Source organism: Rhodopseudomonas sp. P1 (assembly GCF_039642825.1).
GTDB classification, from domain to species: Bacteria; Pseudomonadota; Alphaproteobacteria; order Rhizobiales; family Xanthobacteraceae; genus Rhodopseudomonas; species Rhodopseudomonas palustris_H.
On record NZ_CP088006.1, the window covers coordinates 4,421,402 to 4,437,176 of the forward strand.

12 protein-coding genes are annotated in these 15,775 nt (G+C 63.0%); 6 read left to right on the top strand and 6 right to left on the bottom strand.

The genetic code is table 11. The features are described 5' to 3' along the window. The first annotated feature begins 127 nt into the window (after positions 1-127). From galE to LRC39_RS20405, 4 genes are all read left to right on the top strand, one after another. Entirely contained in the window at positions 128-1,141 is a 1,014-nt protein-coding gene (galE, locus tag LRC39_RS20390; protein ID WP_346295457.1) for a UDP-glucose 4-epimerase GalE, read from the top strand. 121 nt (positions 1,142-1,262) lie between these two features. Continuing rightward, entirely contained in the window at positions 1,263-3,065 is a 1,803-nt protein-coding gene (locus tag LRC39_RS20395; RefSeq protein WP_107356670.1) for an ABC transporter ATP-binding protein, read from the top strand. 60 nt (positions 3,066-3,125) lie between these two features. Further along, positions 3,126-3,827: a fumarylacetoacetate hydrolase family protein gene (locus LRC39_RS20400; protein ID WP_346295458.1), complete on the top strand. Its 702-nt coding sequence runs from the start codon at positions 3,126-3,128 to the stop codon at positions 3,825-3,827. Positions 3,828-3,909: 82 nt separating this feature from the next. Further along, positions 3,910-4,038 carry a hypothetical protein gene (locus LRC39_RS20405; RefSeq protein WP_263989448.1) on the top strand — a complete coding sequence of 43 codons (129 nt, stop codon included), beginning with the start codon at positions 3,910-3,912 and terminating at the stop codon, positions 4,036-4,038. On the opposite strand, the gene LRC39_RS20410 is transcribed toward LRC39_RS20405, so the two are convergent. Then, the gene (locus LRC39_RS20410; protein ID WP_346295459.1) at positions 4,039-4,896 is read right to left on the bottom strand and encodes an NAD-dependent epimerase/dehydratase family protein; all 858 of its coding nucleotides are present in this window, start codon (positions 4,894-4,896) and stop codon (positions 4,039-4,041) included. Positions 4,897-5,186: 290 nt separating this feature from the next. Between LRC39_RS20410 and LRC39_RS20415 the strand changes: the two genes are divergently transcribed. Continuing rightward, a complete protein-coding gene (locus tag LRC39_RS20415; protein WP_346297533.1) occupies positions 5,187-11,141 on the top strand; it encodes a DUF3320 domain-containing protein in 5,955 nt (1,984 codons plus the stop codon). A 6-nt stretch (positions 11,142-11,147) separates the two neighbouring features. Here the strand turns inward: LRC39_RS20415 and LRC39_RS20420 are convergent, their stop codons facing one another. Further along, positions 11,148-12,185 (bottom strand): sensor domain-containing diguanylate cyclase, encoded by a 1,038-nt coding sequence (locus LRC39_RS20420; protein ID WP_346295460.1) that lies wholly within the window; start codon positions 12,183-12,185, stop codon positions 11,148-11,150. 315 nt (positions 12,186-12,500) lie between these two features. Between LRC39_RS20420 and LRC39_RS20425 the strand changes: the two genes are divergently transcribed. After that, positions 12,501-12,959, top strand: a complete 459-nt coding sequence (locus tag LRC39_RS20425; RefSeq protein ID WP_346295461.1) for a hypothetical protein — start codon at positions 12,501-12,503, stop codon at positions 12,957-12,959. A gap of 39 nt (positions 12,960-12,998) precedes the next feature. On the opposite strand, the gene LRC39_RS20430 is transcribed toward LRC39_RS20425, so the two are convergent. From LRC39_RS20430 to LRC39_RS20445, 4 genes are all read right to left on the bottom strand, one after another. Further along, positions 12,999-13,709 (bottom strand): Crp/Fnr family transcriptional regulator, encoded by a 711-nt coding sequence (locus tag LRC39_RS20430; RefSeq protein ID WP_346295462.1) that lies wholly within the window; start codon positions 13,707-13,709, stop codon positions 12,999-13,001. 141 nt (positions 13,710-13,850) lie between these two features. Further along, a complete protein-coding gene (locus tag LRC39_RS20435; RefSeq protein ID WP_346295463.1) occupies positions 13,851-14,387 on the bottom strand; it encodes a hypothetical protein in 537 nt (178 codons plus the stop codon). A 2-nt stretch (positions 14,388-14,389) separates the two neighbouring features. Continuing rightward, positions 14,390-14,623 (bottom strand): PqqD family protein, encoded by a 234-nt coding sequence (locus LRC39_RS20440; RefSeq protein WP_264053206.1) that lies wholly within the window; start codon positions 14,621-14,623, stop codon positions 14,390-14,392. A gap of 4 nt (positions 14,624-14,627) precedes the next feature. Beyond that, entirely contained in the window at positions 14,628-15,671 is a 1,044-nt protein-coding gene (locus LRC39_RS20445; RefSeq protein ID WP_346295464.1) for a radical SAM protein, read from the bottom strand. Between the last annotated feature and the right edge of the window lie 104 nt (positions 15,672-15,775).

Genomic DNA, 15,775 nt, shown 5'->3' on the forward strand with positions numbered 1-15,775 from the left:
GTCGAATCCCCGGCAAAAACGCTGGCAATTCGCCGCTGAGGCGGCCCCGCTATACCGCAATTCCATTGTTTGTCGACAGGCTGGCGCAAATGCGCGAGACGAACCAGCACCTTGGACGGAAACCACGATGACCGTACTCGTCACCGGCGGCGCCGGTTACATCGGAAGCCACACGGTTCTGGCGCTGGTCGAGGCCGGCGAAAGCGTGGTGGTGATCGACAACCTCTCCACCGGCTTTTCGCAGTTTGTGCCTGAGGGCGTTCCGCTGTTCATCGGCGATGCCGGCGACGAAAACCTGGTCGATGGCGTGATCGCCTCGCACCGCGTCGACGCCATCATCCATTTCGCAGGCTCGGTGATCGTCTCGGACTCGATGCTCGATCCGCTCGGCTATTATCGCAACAACACCTCGACGTCGCGCAATCTGCTCGCCGCCGCGACGCGGCGCGGCGTCAGGAACTTCATCTTCTCCTCGACCGCAGCGGTGTACGGCAACCCGGACCGCATTCCGGTCGGCGAAGACGCGCCGACACGGCCGCTGTCGCCGTATGGCCGCTCCAAGCTGATGACCGAGATCATGCTGCATGACGCGGCGGAAGCCTACGGCCTCAACTACGTGGCGCTGCGCTACTTCAACGTCGCCGGTGCCGATCCGCTGGGCCGGATCGGGCTTGCCACCGTGGGCGCCACGCATCTGTTGAAAATTGCGGTGGAAGCTGCGACCGGGCAGCGCAGCCGGATCGACGTCTATGGCACCGACTATCCGACCCCGGACGGCAGTTGCATTCGCGACTTCATTCACGTCGCCGATCTCGCCGAAGCGCACGGCGCCGCGCTCGGTTACTTGCGCGCGGGCGGCGGTCCGGCGACGCTGAACTGCGGCTACGGCCACGGCTATTCGGTGTTCGAAACCATCAATGCGGTGAAGCGCGTCGCGGGGCGCAACTTCGCCGTCGCCGCGGCACCGCGCCGGCCCGGCGACATCATGACGATGGTCGCTGACACCCGCCGAATCCGCCGCACGCTGGATTGGACCCCGCGTTACGACGATCTCGACACCATCGCGGCCCACGCTTTGGCGTGGGAGGAAAAGCTGCTGCGCCAACGCCAAGTGGTTGAATTGCAAGCGATTCCGGCCTGACAACGCCTCTGGTTCCGCCGTTTTGGCTTGAAAATCCGGCCCATCGGGGGCAAGGACTCCGCCAAGACGCACGCCTTCCTCGCGCGCGACCCTTGTCCGACGCCGTCGATGGAATGCGGGAATGACCGAAGCCCCACGCAAGATCACTGACGACCCTTATGGCGCGTGGCAGCTGATCCGCCGCCTGGTGATGGAACAGGCCGCAGCCTATTGGCGGCGCTATGCGCTGGCCTTCGGCCTGATGGCGATCGCTGCCGCCGCGACCTCCGGCTCGGCCTTCCTGCTCGGCAAGGTGATCAACCAGGCCTATGTCGATCGCGACCTGCAGGGCATCATGTTCTGGTCGGTCGTCACCCTTGTGGTGTTCAGCCTGAAGGGCGCGGCAACTTACGGCCAGTCGGTGATCCTCACCCAGATCAAGAACGCGATCCTCGCCAATAATCAGCGTCGGATGTTCCACAAGCTGATGAGCGAAAGCATCGGCTTCTTCTCGCAGCGGCATTCGTCCGAATTCCTCGCCCGCCTCACCGCCGGCGCCAACTCCGTCACCGAAGTGCTCAATCTGCTGATCAACGCGATCGGCCGCGATTTCCTCTCCCTGATCGGTCTGGTGATCGTGATGGTGGTGCAGGATCCGTTCATGGCGCTGTTCGGCCTCTTGGTCGCGCCGCCGGCGGCGTTTGTGGTGCGCAAGCTGGTGAAGCGCGTGAAGGGCCTGGCGCTGACGCAGTTCACCGGCAACGCGCAGATTCTCGAGACGATGCAGGAGTCGCTGCAGGGCATCCGCACCGTGAAGGCGTTCTCGCTCGAAAAGACCATGAGCGACCGGATCGACGCCAACATCGCCGCGGTGCAGGCCAACGCCGACAAAATGGCGAAGGTGTCGAACCGCTCCAGCCCGCTGATGGAAACGCTCGGCGGCTTCGCCGTAGCGGCTTCGCTGATGTATGGCGGCTACCGCGTGGTCGCGACCGGCGCCACGCCCGGCGAGTTCTTCTCGTTCCTGACCGCGTTCCTGCTCGCCTACGAGCCGGCCAAGCGGCTGGCGCGGCTCAACATCGAACTCAACAGCGGCCTGGTCGGCGCCCGGATGCTGCTCGAGATCATCGACAGCCCGCCGAGCGAGCCGGACGACAGCCACAAGCCGGCCCTGCAACTCACCAAGGCGCGGGTCGAGTTCGATCACGTCTCATTCGCCTATCGGCCCGACGAGCCGGTGCTCAATCATATGAGCTTCGTCGCCGAGCCCGGCCAGACGACCGCGCTGGTCGGTCCTTCCGGCGGCGGCAAATCGACGGTGCTGGCGCTGCTGCTGCGGCTGTACGAAGTGCAATCCGGCGAGATCCGAATCGACGGACAGTCGACCGCGACCATCTCGCGCGAGTCGTTGCGGCAGCAGACCGCCTATGTCGGCCAGGACGTCTATCTGTTCCGCGACACCGTCCGCGCCAACATCGCGTTCGGCAAGCTCGGCGCTACCGATGACGAGATCGTCGCCGCAGCCAAGGCCGCCTGCGCGCACGACTTCATCATGAGCTTCCCGCTCGGCTACGACACTCCGGTCGGCGAGCACGGCGCGCAACTGTCCGGCGGCCAGCGCCAGCGCATCGCGGTCGCCCGCGCGCTGCTGCGCGACGCGCCGATCGTGCTGCTCGACGAAGCCACCGCAGCGCTCGATTCGGAATCGGAAAAGCTGGTGCAGGAGGCGATCGATCATCTCGCCCGCGGCCGCACCACGATCGTGATCGCGCACCGGCTGCACACCATCATGCATGCCGATTCCATCCTGGTGGTCGAAGCCGGCGAGATCGTCGAGCAGGGCCGCCATGACGACCTGCTGCGCCGCGGCGGCCGCTATGCCTCGTTCTTCCGGCTGCAACAGCGCCACACCGCGCCGCTGGCGCCGGCCGCCGCCACCGCCTAACCTGACCGGACCTGATCCCGCGCCCTCCCGCCCCGCCTCCTTGGCTTGCGAAAGACACTCATGAGCAATGCTGGTTTCGTGATCGCCCCGCCGCCGCAGCCCGCCCTCGCCGTCGCCGGCTCGGCCGACCGCTTTCCGGTGCGCCGGATCTGGTGCGTCGGCCGCAACTATCTCGAACACATCCGCGAGATGGGCAATGACGAGCGCCAGCCGCCATTCTTCTTCGCCAAGCACGCCGACATGGTCGCGCCCGATGGTGCCACCATCGCGTATCCGCCGCTGACCAAGGATCTGCACCACGAGGTCGAGCTGGTGGTCGCGCTGAAGAGCGGCGGGCTGAACATTCCGGTCGAGAAGGCGCTCGATCACGTCTGGGGCTATGCGGTCGGCATCGACCTCACCCGCCGCGACCTGCAGATCGCCTCGCGCAAGAAGGAGCAGCCCTGGGAGATCGGCAAGTCGTTCGACGCCTCGGCGCCGTGCGGCGCGCTGCGCCCGGCCTCCGAAATCGGCCATCCCGCCACCGGCAAGATCTGGCTGTCGGTCAACGGCACCGAGCGGCAGACCGGCGATCTGTCGGAGATGATCTGGAACGTGCCGGAGATCATCGCCAAGCTGTCGGCGCAGGTCGAGCTCGCCGCCGGCGACATCATCATGACCGGCACCCCGGCCGGCGTCGCGGCGCTGTCGCCCGGCGACAGCATCGCCTGCGGCGTCGACGGCATCGGCACCCTCAACGTGACGATCGGCAAGCCGGCCTGACCGGGCCGGTTGGTGGCGCGTTAGCAAGCCATTAACCATAAACCGGGAGTATCGCGGCGGGGGCTGACCAGGAGCTGCCGCGATGATGTCCGACTTCGGAAGATATCTTCTGGCTGTCCTCGCGACCGTGGCGTTTCTGGCCACGGCCCAGACTGCCGGCGGCCTGAGCTGGCGCGGCCAACCTCAGATCGCGATCGCGGCCAATCAGTAGTCAGTTCGACCTGAACTGCGGCCGAAACCGGCGCGGCTGAAAGCCGAGATCGGCCGCAGCCGGGCCGACGTCGAACGTCATATTCTTCGCCATCCGGGTCGCCATCGTGGCCGACAGCCCAGGCAATACCTTCACCGCCACTGGCAGGATCATCCGCCATGCCCAATCCGGCACCGGCACAATGATCCGCAGCAGGCCGAGCCCATCGAAGATCCGGCCGACCATCTCACGATAGGTCAGCGTCTCGCCGCCCGGCAGATTGTAGGTCTTGCCGATCGCATGCGGCCGCGCCGCGGCAGCGACCGCCGCTGCAGCCAGATCGTCGGCATGCACCGGCTGGCGCAGCCCCTCGCCGCCCGCCATCAGCGGAAAAAACCGGAAGCGCCGGATCAGTCCGGCGATCCGGCTGACATTGCCGTCGCGGCCTTCGAGATAGATCAGGGTCGGCCGGAGAACGGTGCAGCCGACATTGTGGGCCGCGCAGGCCGCGATGACGCGCGCTTCGCCGGCGCCCCAGTCGCGAATGAAAGCGCGTTCGTCGGGATCGGGCGTATCCCATTTGGTTTCGATGCTGGTCGAGGTGAACACCACAAGCCGGGTCATGCCGGCCGCCGCCAGCACCGGCACCGCATCAGCAACGCGCCCAACCGGCGCAGTCGCGAACACCACATCGAGCGGCGGCAGCGAGGCGCGGCTCAGATCGCCGAGATCCCCCGCGATCCACCGCACACCATCCGCAGGCGACCGCGTCTGTCGCGACAGCCCCACCGGCTGCGCGCCTTCCGCGATCAACCGACGAACGATCGCACCACCGACCATCCCGGTGGCCCCGATCACGAAAGGCTGCGGCTCACTCATTGCGACTCCACGGCTCGTCCCAGCCAGACAGGGCCAGGATTTGATTCGCTGCTATTTAGTAAGGTTGAATAGCAGGAATAGGGGCCCGATGGCGCGAGAGGCGCGACGACCGAACGAGCGAAAGGATCGACGGATTGGATTCGAGGCCAGCCCCGGCCGTTCCTGTCCGAAAGCTCTTCGGTAGCTAAATGCTCTGGAGAACCAATCTGACCTGTCGAAGACTGCACACTTCATGCTTGCGGATGAATTTTCAATGCCGCAATGATTGCAGTGAGGAGTGACGTTGGGTGATGAAGGCTGAAAGTGAATTCGCCGAACTTGCAGCTGACGGTGCGAGTTCGAGCGCGCAAGACCACACCGTAAAGATCGAAGCCGATCTGGCTGAGAAATTCACCTTCGCCTCGCATCAGAATTCGATTCCCGTCCTCCGCGCGGTTGCGATCAGCAACGCTAGCCAAGAGCCGCTTGAGAGGCTTCGTCTGGAGCTGGTCTCGAGTCCCGCATTCCTGCGGCCAAAAACCTGGACGATCGACAGGATCATCGCGGGCGACAGACATACGCTCAGCGACCGACGCGTGGATCTGGATCCCTCTTATCTGGCAGGCCTTGATGAAGCCGAGGCAGGCGACATCACGTTGCGGCTGCTCCAGGCAGATACCCTTATCGCTGAGGCCGTCGTTCCTGTGCGCCTGCTGGCCCGTGACGAATGGGGCGGCGTGTCTGACATGGCACAGCTGCTTCCGGCATTTGTGATGCCGAACGACCCGGCAATTCATCGGGTGCTGCGATCGGCAGCCGAATGCCTTGCCTCGCATGGCCACTCATCGGCCCTGGACGGCTACCAGAGCAACGATCCGAAGCGCGCCTACATGCTCGCGGCAGCAGTCTATTCGGCGATCGCGGCACTGGGACTGCACTACGCCGAGCCGCCTGCCAGTTTCGAGAAGCGCGGGCAGAAAGTGCGCGGACCGAGCAAACTGATCCAAGATCAGCTCGGGACTTGCCTTGACGTTACTCTTCTTTTCGCTGCCGCCCTAGAGGCTGTCGGTTTGAATCCTGTCTCCGTCTTGCTCGACGGCCATGCGTTTGTCGGTGTTTGGCTCGTTAAAAGAACTCTGCCGAAAACCATCGAAGACGATGTCAGCGAACTCCGCAAGGCAATCGCGGCCCGGGAGCTTATCGTGTTCGAAGCGACCGGGGTCACGCACCGGCCTGCGATGACGTTCGAACAAGCCCGGAAGGTCGGCGAAGACAAACTCAACGAAGAAGCGCTGCAGCCTTTCGTGGCCGCAGTCGACGTCGCGCGCTCGCGCTCGTCCGGCATCTTGCCATTGGCATCCCACACGCCGAGGATGGAGGCGGTGGTCGATGAGGAAGAAACGTCCGCCGAACTCCCCCTGCCTCCCGCACCTGACATTCTCTCCCCAGCCGACCAAGTCGACGAGAAGCCGACGACGCCGGAGGGACGCATCGAACGGTGGCGATCTCGGCTGCTCGATCTATCGCTCCGTAACCGCCTACTGAACTTTTCCGAAGGCAAACGGACGATCCCCTTTGTTTGCCCCGATGTCGCCTATCTCGAAGATCGTCTAGCCGAGGGAGCTTCGATCAAGATCATTTCGCTGCCCCAGCAAAATCCGCTGGGTGATCGGGACGCGTCTCTCCATCGCGATCGGCGCGGCGACGACCTGAATCGGACGTTCGCAGCCGAAGCACTGAAGCGAGACGAACTCTCCTCCAAGCTCGAGCCCAAGGACCTGTCGTCTCGGCTGACCGATCTGTATCGCCAGGCCAAGAATGACCTGACCGAAGGTGGTACCAATACGCTTTATCTCGCTGTCGGAATTCTGAAGTGGAAGAAGACACCGACCGACGAGAGAACCTATCGTGCACCACTGCTGTTGCTGCCGGTGAAACTCGAACGCTCGGGCGCGTCAGATCGCTTCCGCCTCAAATTCCACGAAGACGAACCACAACTGAATGCGACGCTGCTGCAATTCCTGAAGCGGGATTTCGAGGTCTCGCTTCCGGACTTTCGCGAAGGCCTTCCGAAGGACGACAAAGGCATCGATGTTTCGAAAGTCCTCGACAGCGTGCGCCGAAGCGTGCGCGACGTTCCGGGCTTCGAAGTCGTCGATGACATCGCCCTGTCGACCTTCTCTTTCGCCAAATATCTTATGTGGAAGGATCTGACCGACCGCGTTACGGCGTTGCGGCAGAATCGTGTCGTCAAACACCTCATCGACAATCCCGATCGGATTCTCGAGGGCGCCGACCAGCCGTTCCCGGATGCAGCCGATATCGACCGCCAATACGCCTCGGCCGATCTGGTGCTGCCGCTCCCGGCGGACTCGTCTCAAATCGCCGCATGCCTTGCGGCCGCACAGGGGCGCGACTTCGTCATCATCGGTCCGCCCGGCACTGGCAAGAGCCAAACGATCGCCAATATGATCGCGATGTGCCTGGCCGCCGGCAAGACCGTGCTGTTCGTCGCCGAGAAGACCGCGGCCCTCGACGTCGTGTATCGGCGTTTGCGGGAGCACCGGCTCGGCGACCACTGTCTCGAACTGCATTCGAGCAAAGCGGATCGAAAGCACTTCTTCGGCCAATTGAAGAACTCGTGGGAGAAGCGCGCGGCCAATCGCGAAACCCAATGGGTCACGCTCAATCATCGGCTGCAGATCCGGCGCGACGAGTTGAACGCTTACGTCGATGCGCTGCATCACAAGTCACCGAATGGACTGACGCCCTACGCGGCGATTGGCATCGCGACTCTCGGACAAGACAACTATGCGCCGAAGTTCGAGTGGCCAAGCAAGGATACCCACGACGCGCGGACCTACACGGAACTGCAAGATCTAGCCGGCGACCTCGGTCGGACTTATGCGGCCGTGACCGTCCGTCCCGTGCTCCGCCTGCTGCATGTTGAAGAATGGACCAATGCCTGGCAGGAGAAGCTGCTGACTGCAGCACGGGCTCTCGCACGGGCCGCCACTGAAGCACGCACGGCGCTAGCCGGGATCAGTCCCCGCCTCGGGCTCGATGGCTTTAAGGACTGCCGTGCGGACGGCTTGAAATACTTCGCCGACCTCGCGCAGGATCTGATCGCAACCTCCGGCGAAGATCAAACGATCATTCTGCATCGCGACTTCGCCGCCCTGGCCCGCGCGCTGTCCGAGCTCGAAACGGCGATTTCGGCTTATCGCCACAGTGAAACCGGCCTGTCGGTCCGCTACGCGCCCGACACCGTGGCACGCATTCCGATCGCCGAGATCGAGCGCGACTGGCACGAAGCGAAAGCAGCCATGTGGCCGAAGTCCTGGCTCGGGACGCGGCGCGTAAAACGGCTGCTCGGATCATACGCCGGAGCCAAAACGACCGACCCGGGCACTGACATTGGGCTGCTCCGCGATCTGCAAGCAAAGCTTCGGTCGATCCAGAACAATGCGATCGCACAAGCCCCACTGGCCTTCAATGGCCTCGATACCGACTGCAAGGCGCTGACAGGCCATCTGGAAAAGGCAGAGCGGCTCAGGACCTCGCTGGTCCAGCTCGGTGAATTTGCCGGCGACGTGCAAAAGGTCGCGGCCAGCATCGCTGCCAACCTGAAGGGACAGGTCAACCAGCCGCAGCTTTCGGCCGCCAGGGACTATCTGGCCCGCTACCAGGAATTGCAGGCTTGCATCGCCAGCTTCGAACAGGCGGCCGGTCTGCCGCTCGACCATAACGACGATGACTTTCTCGGCACGATCATTCGACAGATGGACGAGATCGAACATGCTCGCTCGTTATTCCGCGATTGGTCGTCGTGGTGCTTGGTCCGCAAGCGCGCCATCGCACGTGGACTGGCTCCCCTCGTGGAGTCTCTCCAGACCGGCGCCGTGCCGGCCGACAGCAGCGTGTCGGCGTTCAGGCTCGGCTACGCACGTTGGTGGCTGCCGCTCGCGATCGACGACAGCAAAGAGCTACGGAGCTTCCGCCGCTTCGCCCACGAGAATGCGATCGACGATTTCAGAGCGGTGGACGATCTGGTCCGTGCCCATGCCAGTGACAAGGTGGTCAGCGCGCTGGCGCATGGCCTTCCGTCCTCCGAATCGGTGCCTCGACAATCCGAACTGGGACAGCTGCGGCATCAGATGGGCCTGAAGCGGCCAAGCCGTTCGATCCGCGAGATGATCTCTGCGATGCCGGAGAGTTTCGGCAAGCTCGCGCCGTGCGTACTGATGTCACCGTTGTCGATCGCGCAGTATCTTCCACCCGATCAAGCGCTGTTCGACATCGTGATTTTCGACGAGGCGTCGCAGATCGCCACCTGGGACGCGGTCGGCGCGATCGCCCGCGGCCGGCAGACGATTATCGTGGGCGATCCCAAGCAATTGCCGCCGACGAACTTCTTCGGTCGCGCCGACGATCAAGATGACAGCGTGCCTGAGTTCGATCGCGATCTCGAGAGTATTCTCGACGAAACGCGGGCTTCAGGGCTCCCTGTTCGGCACCTGCGGTGGCACTATCGAAGCCGTCATGAATCCCTGATCGCATTCTCGAACTGGCATTACTACGACAATCATCTCGTCACCTTCCCAAGCCCGGTGACGGAGGATCGTGCGGTCTCCCTGAACTTGGTGCCGACCGGCGTCTATGATCGGGGCAAGAGCCGGACCAATCGCGAGGAGGCGCGCGCAATCGCCACCGACATCCGAACCAAGCTGAAGAGCTGGCTCGACTTGCCGGAGGCCGAGCGCCCTACGGTGGGCGTCATCACGTTCAATGCCCAGCAGCAGGCGCTGATTCAGGACCTGCTCGACGAGGTGTGCCGCGCGGATCCCGACCTTGAGTGGTTCTTCTCTGACGACCGAATCGAACCGGTGATCGTGAAGAATCTCGAGAACATCCAAGGCGACGAGCGCGACGTGATCTACTTCTCGATCACCTTCTGCCGCGATGCCGCCGGGAAGCTGCCGATGAATTTCGGCGCCATCAACAACGACGGCGGCGAACGACGCCTGAACGTGGCGGTCACGCGCGCCCGAAGTGAACTGAAAGTGTTCTCGGGCATACGTGCCGACGACATCGATCTCGACCGCAGCAAAGCGGTCGGCGTCCGTCACCTGAAGGCGTTTCTTGACTACGCGGCTCGCGGCGCGCTCGCCCTGCCCGCACAGGACGAGGGATCGCTCGGCGGGCTCGAGTCGCCGTTCGAGCAGGCCGTCGCAGTCGCGCTTCAAACCCGCGGCTGGCAGGTCGTGACGCAGGTCGGCGTGTCCGGCTTCCGGATCGATCTCGGCATCCGCCATCCCGATCATGCGGGACTGTATCTCGCCGGCATCGAATGCGACGGCGCCACCTACCATAGCTCAGCCACCGCACGCGATCGCGACAAGGTGCGCGAGCAAGTGCTGCGTGGTCTGGGCTGGAACATCCTGCGGATCTGGTCGACCGACTGGTGGTTCAATGCGGACGATGCGATCGAGCGAGTCCATACCGCCTTGAATAATCTCCTGACGGCCAGCCGTGCCGATGCTGAAAGCGAACGTGCGGGCGAACCGGCCAGCAAGAGCAATGCCGGCTTTGCGGACGAGATCGACCTGTCGGTCGATGTCCTCGACACCCAACAATCGGAGGGGCCGAAGGAAAACGGTGAGCGCGCCACCGCCGACGACGACGTGGAGCTTCCGATTACGGCCGCGCAGCAGGTGAGCGAAGCCCGGATTGCGTCGGCCGGTCATGCCGCACAGGAAACCCGCACGACGTTCCGCATTGTCGATCTCTCCGGCTTCAATACGGAGGCGGATCGCTTCTTCGAGTTCTCGTACCGCCCAACGATCGAGGCAATGATCGATGCCGTGATGATCGCCGAAGCTCCTGTGAGGGAGGACGTCCTCGCTCAGCGCATCGCACGAGCGCATGGCTGGCAGCGGACGGGCGCGCGCATTCGGGATCAGGTGTCGCGGCACCTTGAGAACTACGAGCAGACGAACGAAACGCCCGGCTCGTTCTTGTGGCTGCCGGGCACGGTGACTGAACGTCTTGCGTTTCGCAGGCCCCACGGCCCGGATCACCGCCGACCTCTGGCCGAGATCGCGCTCGCGGAACTGGTCGACTTTATACTCGCGCACACGCACGCCCTCAACGAGGACGACCCGCCCCTGGTCTATGCCCGACTTCTGGACATCGAAAGACTAGCGGCTCCCTCGCGGGAGCGGCTTCAAGAGGCGATTGAGAAAGCTCAGACACTGAGGGGCTGATGCCGCTCACCTCATTGTCGCCGCCTCGCAGCGCGGCGTGAGGGCTGGCACCAGGGGCGGCGCCGGATCCTGACAGGCGCGGCAGATGACGCGGTTGCGGCCGGCGTGTTTGGCGTCGTAGAGCGCCTGATCGGCGGCCTTCATCAGGTCGGAGACGTCCTTCATGCCCGGCAATGCGGTGGCGACGCCGATGCTAACCGTCGCGGGGATCGCGTGCGAGGCGACCACCAGGGCGTTGCCGGCGACTTCGCGGCGCAGCCGTTCGGCGACGACTTCCGCCTGCGCCAGATCAGTCTCCGGCAGCAGCAGCGCGAACTCCTCGCCCCCGAGCCGCGCCAGCACGTCGCAATCCCGCTTGCAGTCGCGCGCCAGCCTGGCAAGATGCACGATCATCTCGTCGCCGACCTGATGCCCGAAGCCGTCATTGATCGCCTTGAAGTAATCGATGTCGATCATCAGGAACGACATCGGCCGCTCGTAGCGGCGGGCGCGCGACCATTCACGGTCGGCCAGCGTCAGGAAGTGACGGCGATTGTACACCCCGGTCATGCCGTCGGTGGTCGCCAACCGTTCCAGCTCCTCAGCGTTACGCACGATGTCGGTGACATCGCTGTAGATCAGCATCCGGCCGCCGCCGGGCAGCACGGCGAGATGGCAGCGCAGCGCGGTACCGTCGGTCATCGCCAGATCCATCGGCTTCGGATCGCCGGATTGCACCCAGGCCAGTCGCCGCGAGACGTAGTCGTCGAGATTGACCGCAACCGCCTGCGCGGAGGCGGCCAGCATCTCGGCATAGAGCGGACGGTTCTGCCGGATCTCTTCGGCGCTGTTGGCCCTGAACATCACGTGGAGCACCGGATTGCTGTAAACGGCGCGCAGCTCTTCATTCAGAATCAACAGCCCGGCGTCGACATTGTCGAGCGCGGCGTACAGCGTCTCCAGCGCCTGCCTGGCCTCGGCCAGCTCGCGCCGCAGCCCCGCGGTCGCCGGCTGATCCGGCGATCCCGCGGCGTAGTGCGTTTCCTCAGGTCGTCTCTTGTGCATTGTCACGCCTCCAGGACGCGCCAGTGACTCACTTACACCACGAGTTGCACGGCAGCAGACAACAACTAATAAATTGCACAGCAGCATTTCGGCCGCGTGGTTAATACACAATGAAGACAGCGGCCGCGGCGCATCAGCGACGGCCACAGATGAGCCTCGTGAAGTGCGACGTCAGACTCGATTACCAGCCGCCAGATAACCGACTCATGTCACCGATCCTTGATAGCGCCAGTGTCGACGGTGTGAACCAGTTCACAACGGTGCGCGCTACCTCGAACTACAGTGAGCAGAGGAGATGGTTCGGGAGCGAGCATCATGGATACGATCAAGCATATGACGCAACTCATCGAGCGGATCGGTCTTGCAATGACCGGACTTGCTTGCGGCACATTCGTCGCGGCTTCGGTCGGTCATGCCGATATTGGCATCCTGCAGTCCGAATGGGCGTCGCTGGTCATTGTGGTGGCAGGGGGGATCGGCTTTGCTGCCGCGAGCGGACTTCAGTACCGGGAGACGCGACGCTCAGGACTCGATCCGGTTTGTCTGCTGTGCGCCGCCGGCACGTTTCTAACCTCGGTCATGGCTTTGACATCGGTCGGTGTGCTCGTCATCGGCGCAGACCCTCCGGCCGTCTGGCTTTCCCTGCTCGCCGCCAGCTGGATCGGCGGCGTGGTCCTTCAAATCGCGGCAGCCGGCGTGGCGCGCTATGGTGACAATCGACCGCCTCGGCGGTCGATCCTGGTGGCCCCCGCCCAGCTTCGCGACGCCGCCTGAGGCGGCCGGCTTAACCTCCAAGAGGAGACAAGGAACTAATCAACCTTCACCTGCAACCGCACGGAGGGCGTCAGGCTGAACAATCTCCAAGGTCTGCGGTCCAAGCCTGATCCACCCTTGCGAAGCCCAGCGCGCCAGCTGCTTGTTGACGCTCTCACGTGACATCCCAGCCATCTCACTGACCTGCTGCTGGGTCAGCTCGATACGAAGCCGAGCCCGGTCGGTGTCACGCTCCGCCAGCCGCATGATCGTGCCGGCGAGCCGAGCCGGCATCGACTGCAGCATCAACCATTCGACCTGCTGACTGGTCGCGCGAACCCGCCCGCAGAGCAGAACAATGAGCTTCATCATCAGATGAGGCTGCATGTCGATCAGATCGATGAGTTCGCGCCGCGCGATCGACAGCAAGACGGAATCGCAGTGCGCGATGGCATCCGTCGTCCGCGGCAGCCCGTCCAACACGGCAACTTCACCAAAGATCTCGCCATTGCCGATCAGATTGAGCATCGCGGTGCGTCCATCGGCCGACCCCGAGCTCACCCGGATCGCGCCTTCGACCACAATGAAGAGAGCGTTGGCGGCGTCTCCCTTGAGGAAGATCGTCTCTCCCCGTCTGAACCGTACGATGCATGCGGAACGACAGAGCTGGTCGAGCGCGTCGGGCGCAAGATCCTGAAACAGCCGGTGGGCACGGACGACATCAATTATCTTGGTCGACCTGCGACCCAGGTTCGTTGTCATCGACGTCATCAGTGTTTCGACGGGCCAAGTCCCCAACGAGACTCAAGCCCGTTCCTCCTCACCCGACACGTTTGCCGGGGCCGCTTGCTTGCCACAGAGCGGAGGCCTCCGCTCTGCCGTCCAGAATGGTTGGTCACAATGCCAGTTTGATCATCCTAGCCGATCGGCGCAGCGAACCGGTTGATAGATCTGCTGACTGTTTGCGGCACCGCGCTCGCGATCACGATAACTCGACAGATCGTGGATCAGACGGGCAAAATCAGTGCCCGCGTGCATCGCATCGTTGAACGTCTGCAGCGCCGCGAGCGTCCGAAATGCCCAGATCGTGCGGTAGAGGCCACTGCCCTTTTCACTCGTCGACGAAACCGCGTAGGTCCCGCGATAGGTGACCCCCTCGGGGGTTACCTGATCGAGTTTCTGTTCGTTGGCGATCAGCCATTTCCGAAACTCGTCATGCTTGTTGAAAGGAACATCGTAGCCCCACTCGATCACCAGAGCTCCCAGCAGAACGCTGTCATTCAGGAGACTCTCGATCTCCTGCTTGCCTTCGCCGTGCTTGAGAAGATCGCAAAATGGAAAGAAACCGCCCGATCGGACCTCCGGCTCAATTGCCGCAACGGTTGGGGGCACCAGCGTTTCGCCAGCAATCAAACTGGCGGCAAGTCCGGGGGACTCGATGTTAGCCATGATCAATCTCCTTGGTGTGTCAGTTCGATCAATCCCTGTTCCTGCAATCGTTGAAGTCCAGCTCTGAGGTGATTTCGTGCATCCTCCTCCGGGTTCTTGGTCGCAACCTGTTCGACGTACTTTTGCTCGATCTGCTCGGCGGTGCTGCCGTCACAGAGCTCGAGGATAAACCACGCGTTCAGATTCAGCATGAACAGCTTCGGCGGATCAGGCCGAAACACCACGCAGCTCTTCATTTCCTTAAGTGGTCGCAGTCGGAGGTTTTGGGTGTGGTTGTAACAGCCATTCGGGTAGGACACGCAGGTCTACTCCCCTGTTCAGCACCTTATCGAACGGATCGGGGGCGTCCCAGGCCCCGTGAAACGCATAAGCTGTCGCACGGCACCCCCCATGCGAACCTTGGCTGGATGCACAACTCGGACAACTATCCTTGACGCGCCCGGATCTGAGTTCCCGGTAGAGCGGATGCTCCCAGGTCTCCATGAAGGAGACCCGCTTGATGTTGCCGTAGTTGACGTACTCGCGCAGATAAGCGCAGCCGATCGAATCTCCGAAGGCATTCACCGCCGCCATCTGCCAGCAGGAGTTGCCGTCATTCGGATGCCACGACTGCATCAGCTTCATGCCGGGCGGCAGGCGGAGCGCATCGAGCGCCGCATGCATCTCGTCCAGGGACAGCGCGAACTCCGCCCAGCGATACTTCATCCGACCGAGGGGATAAGGGCGCAGAACACCGGCGGTTTTGACCCCAAGCCGGTCGGCGAGATCGATGTAACCTTGAAGATCGGCAACGTTCTTACGGCTGAGGATGCACAGAGTCTGCACCTCGATGCCGGCCTGCAACATGGAGCTGATCCCGTCGCAAGCGCGAGCGTGGCTCCCGGATACGCCGGTGATCTCATCATGCACCTCCGCCCGTGCGCTGAATAGATCGACCAGCACGATGCCGACACGAATGTCCCTCAGATAGCGGGCCGTCTGCGGCGTGATCAGCGTGCCGTTGGTACGCACCTCGGTGAGAAAACGGCCGGATGCGGATGCCAAAAACGGCAGGAAGTCCGGCCGGTGAAACGGCTCACCGCCTTCGATGTAGAGATAGATCACGCCGAGTTCGGCAATCTCATCCAGAAAGCGTGACCAGTCTTCGCTGCTCAATTCCGCCCCCGCCTTGTCAGGCGAGCAATCGGAATAGCAGTGCTGACACGCGAGGTTGCAGGTCTCAGTAAAACAGATCGAGAGCTTCAGCGGCTGCTCGAGGGCGAACGGATTCTCGATTTGCGCCATGGCCTTGAACCATTTCGCTGTGAGATGAACGAATCTAAGCCCCTGTCGTCCAATGTTCGATCGTTAGAGATGGGAGTGAGCTAATCATACTATCGTCTAAATAG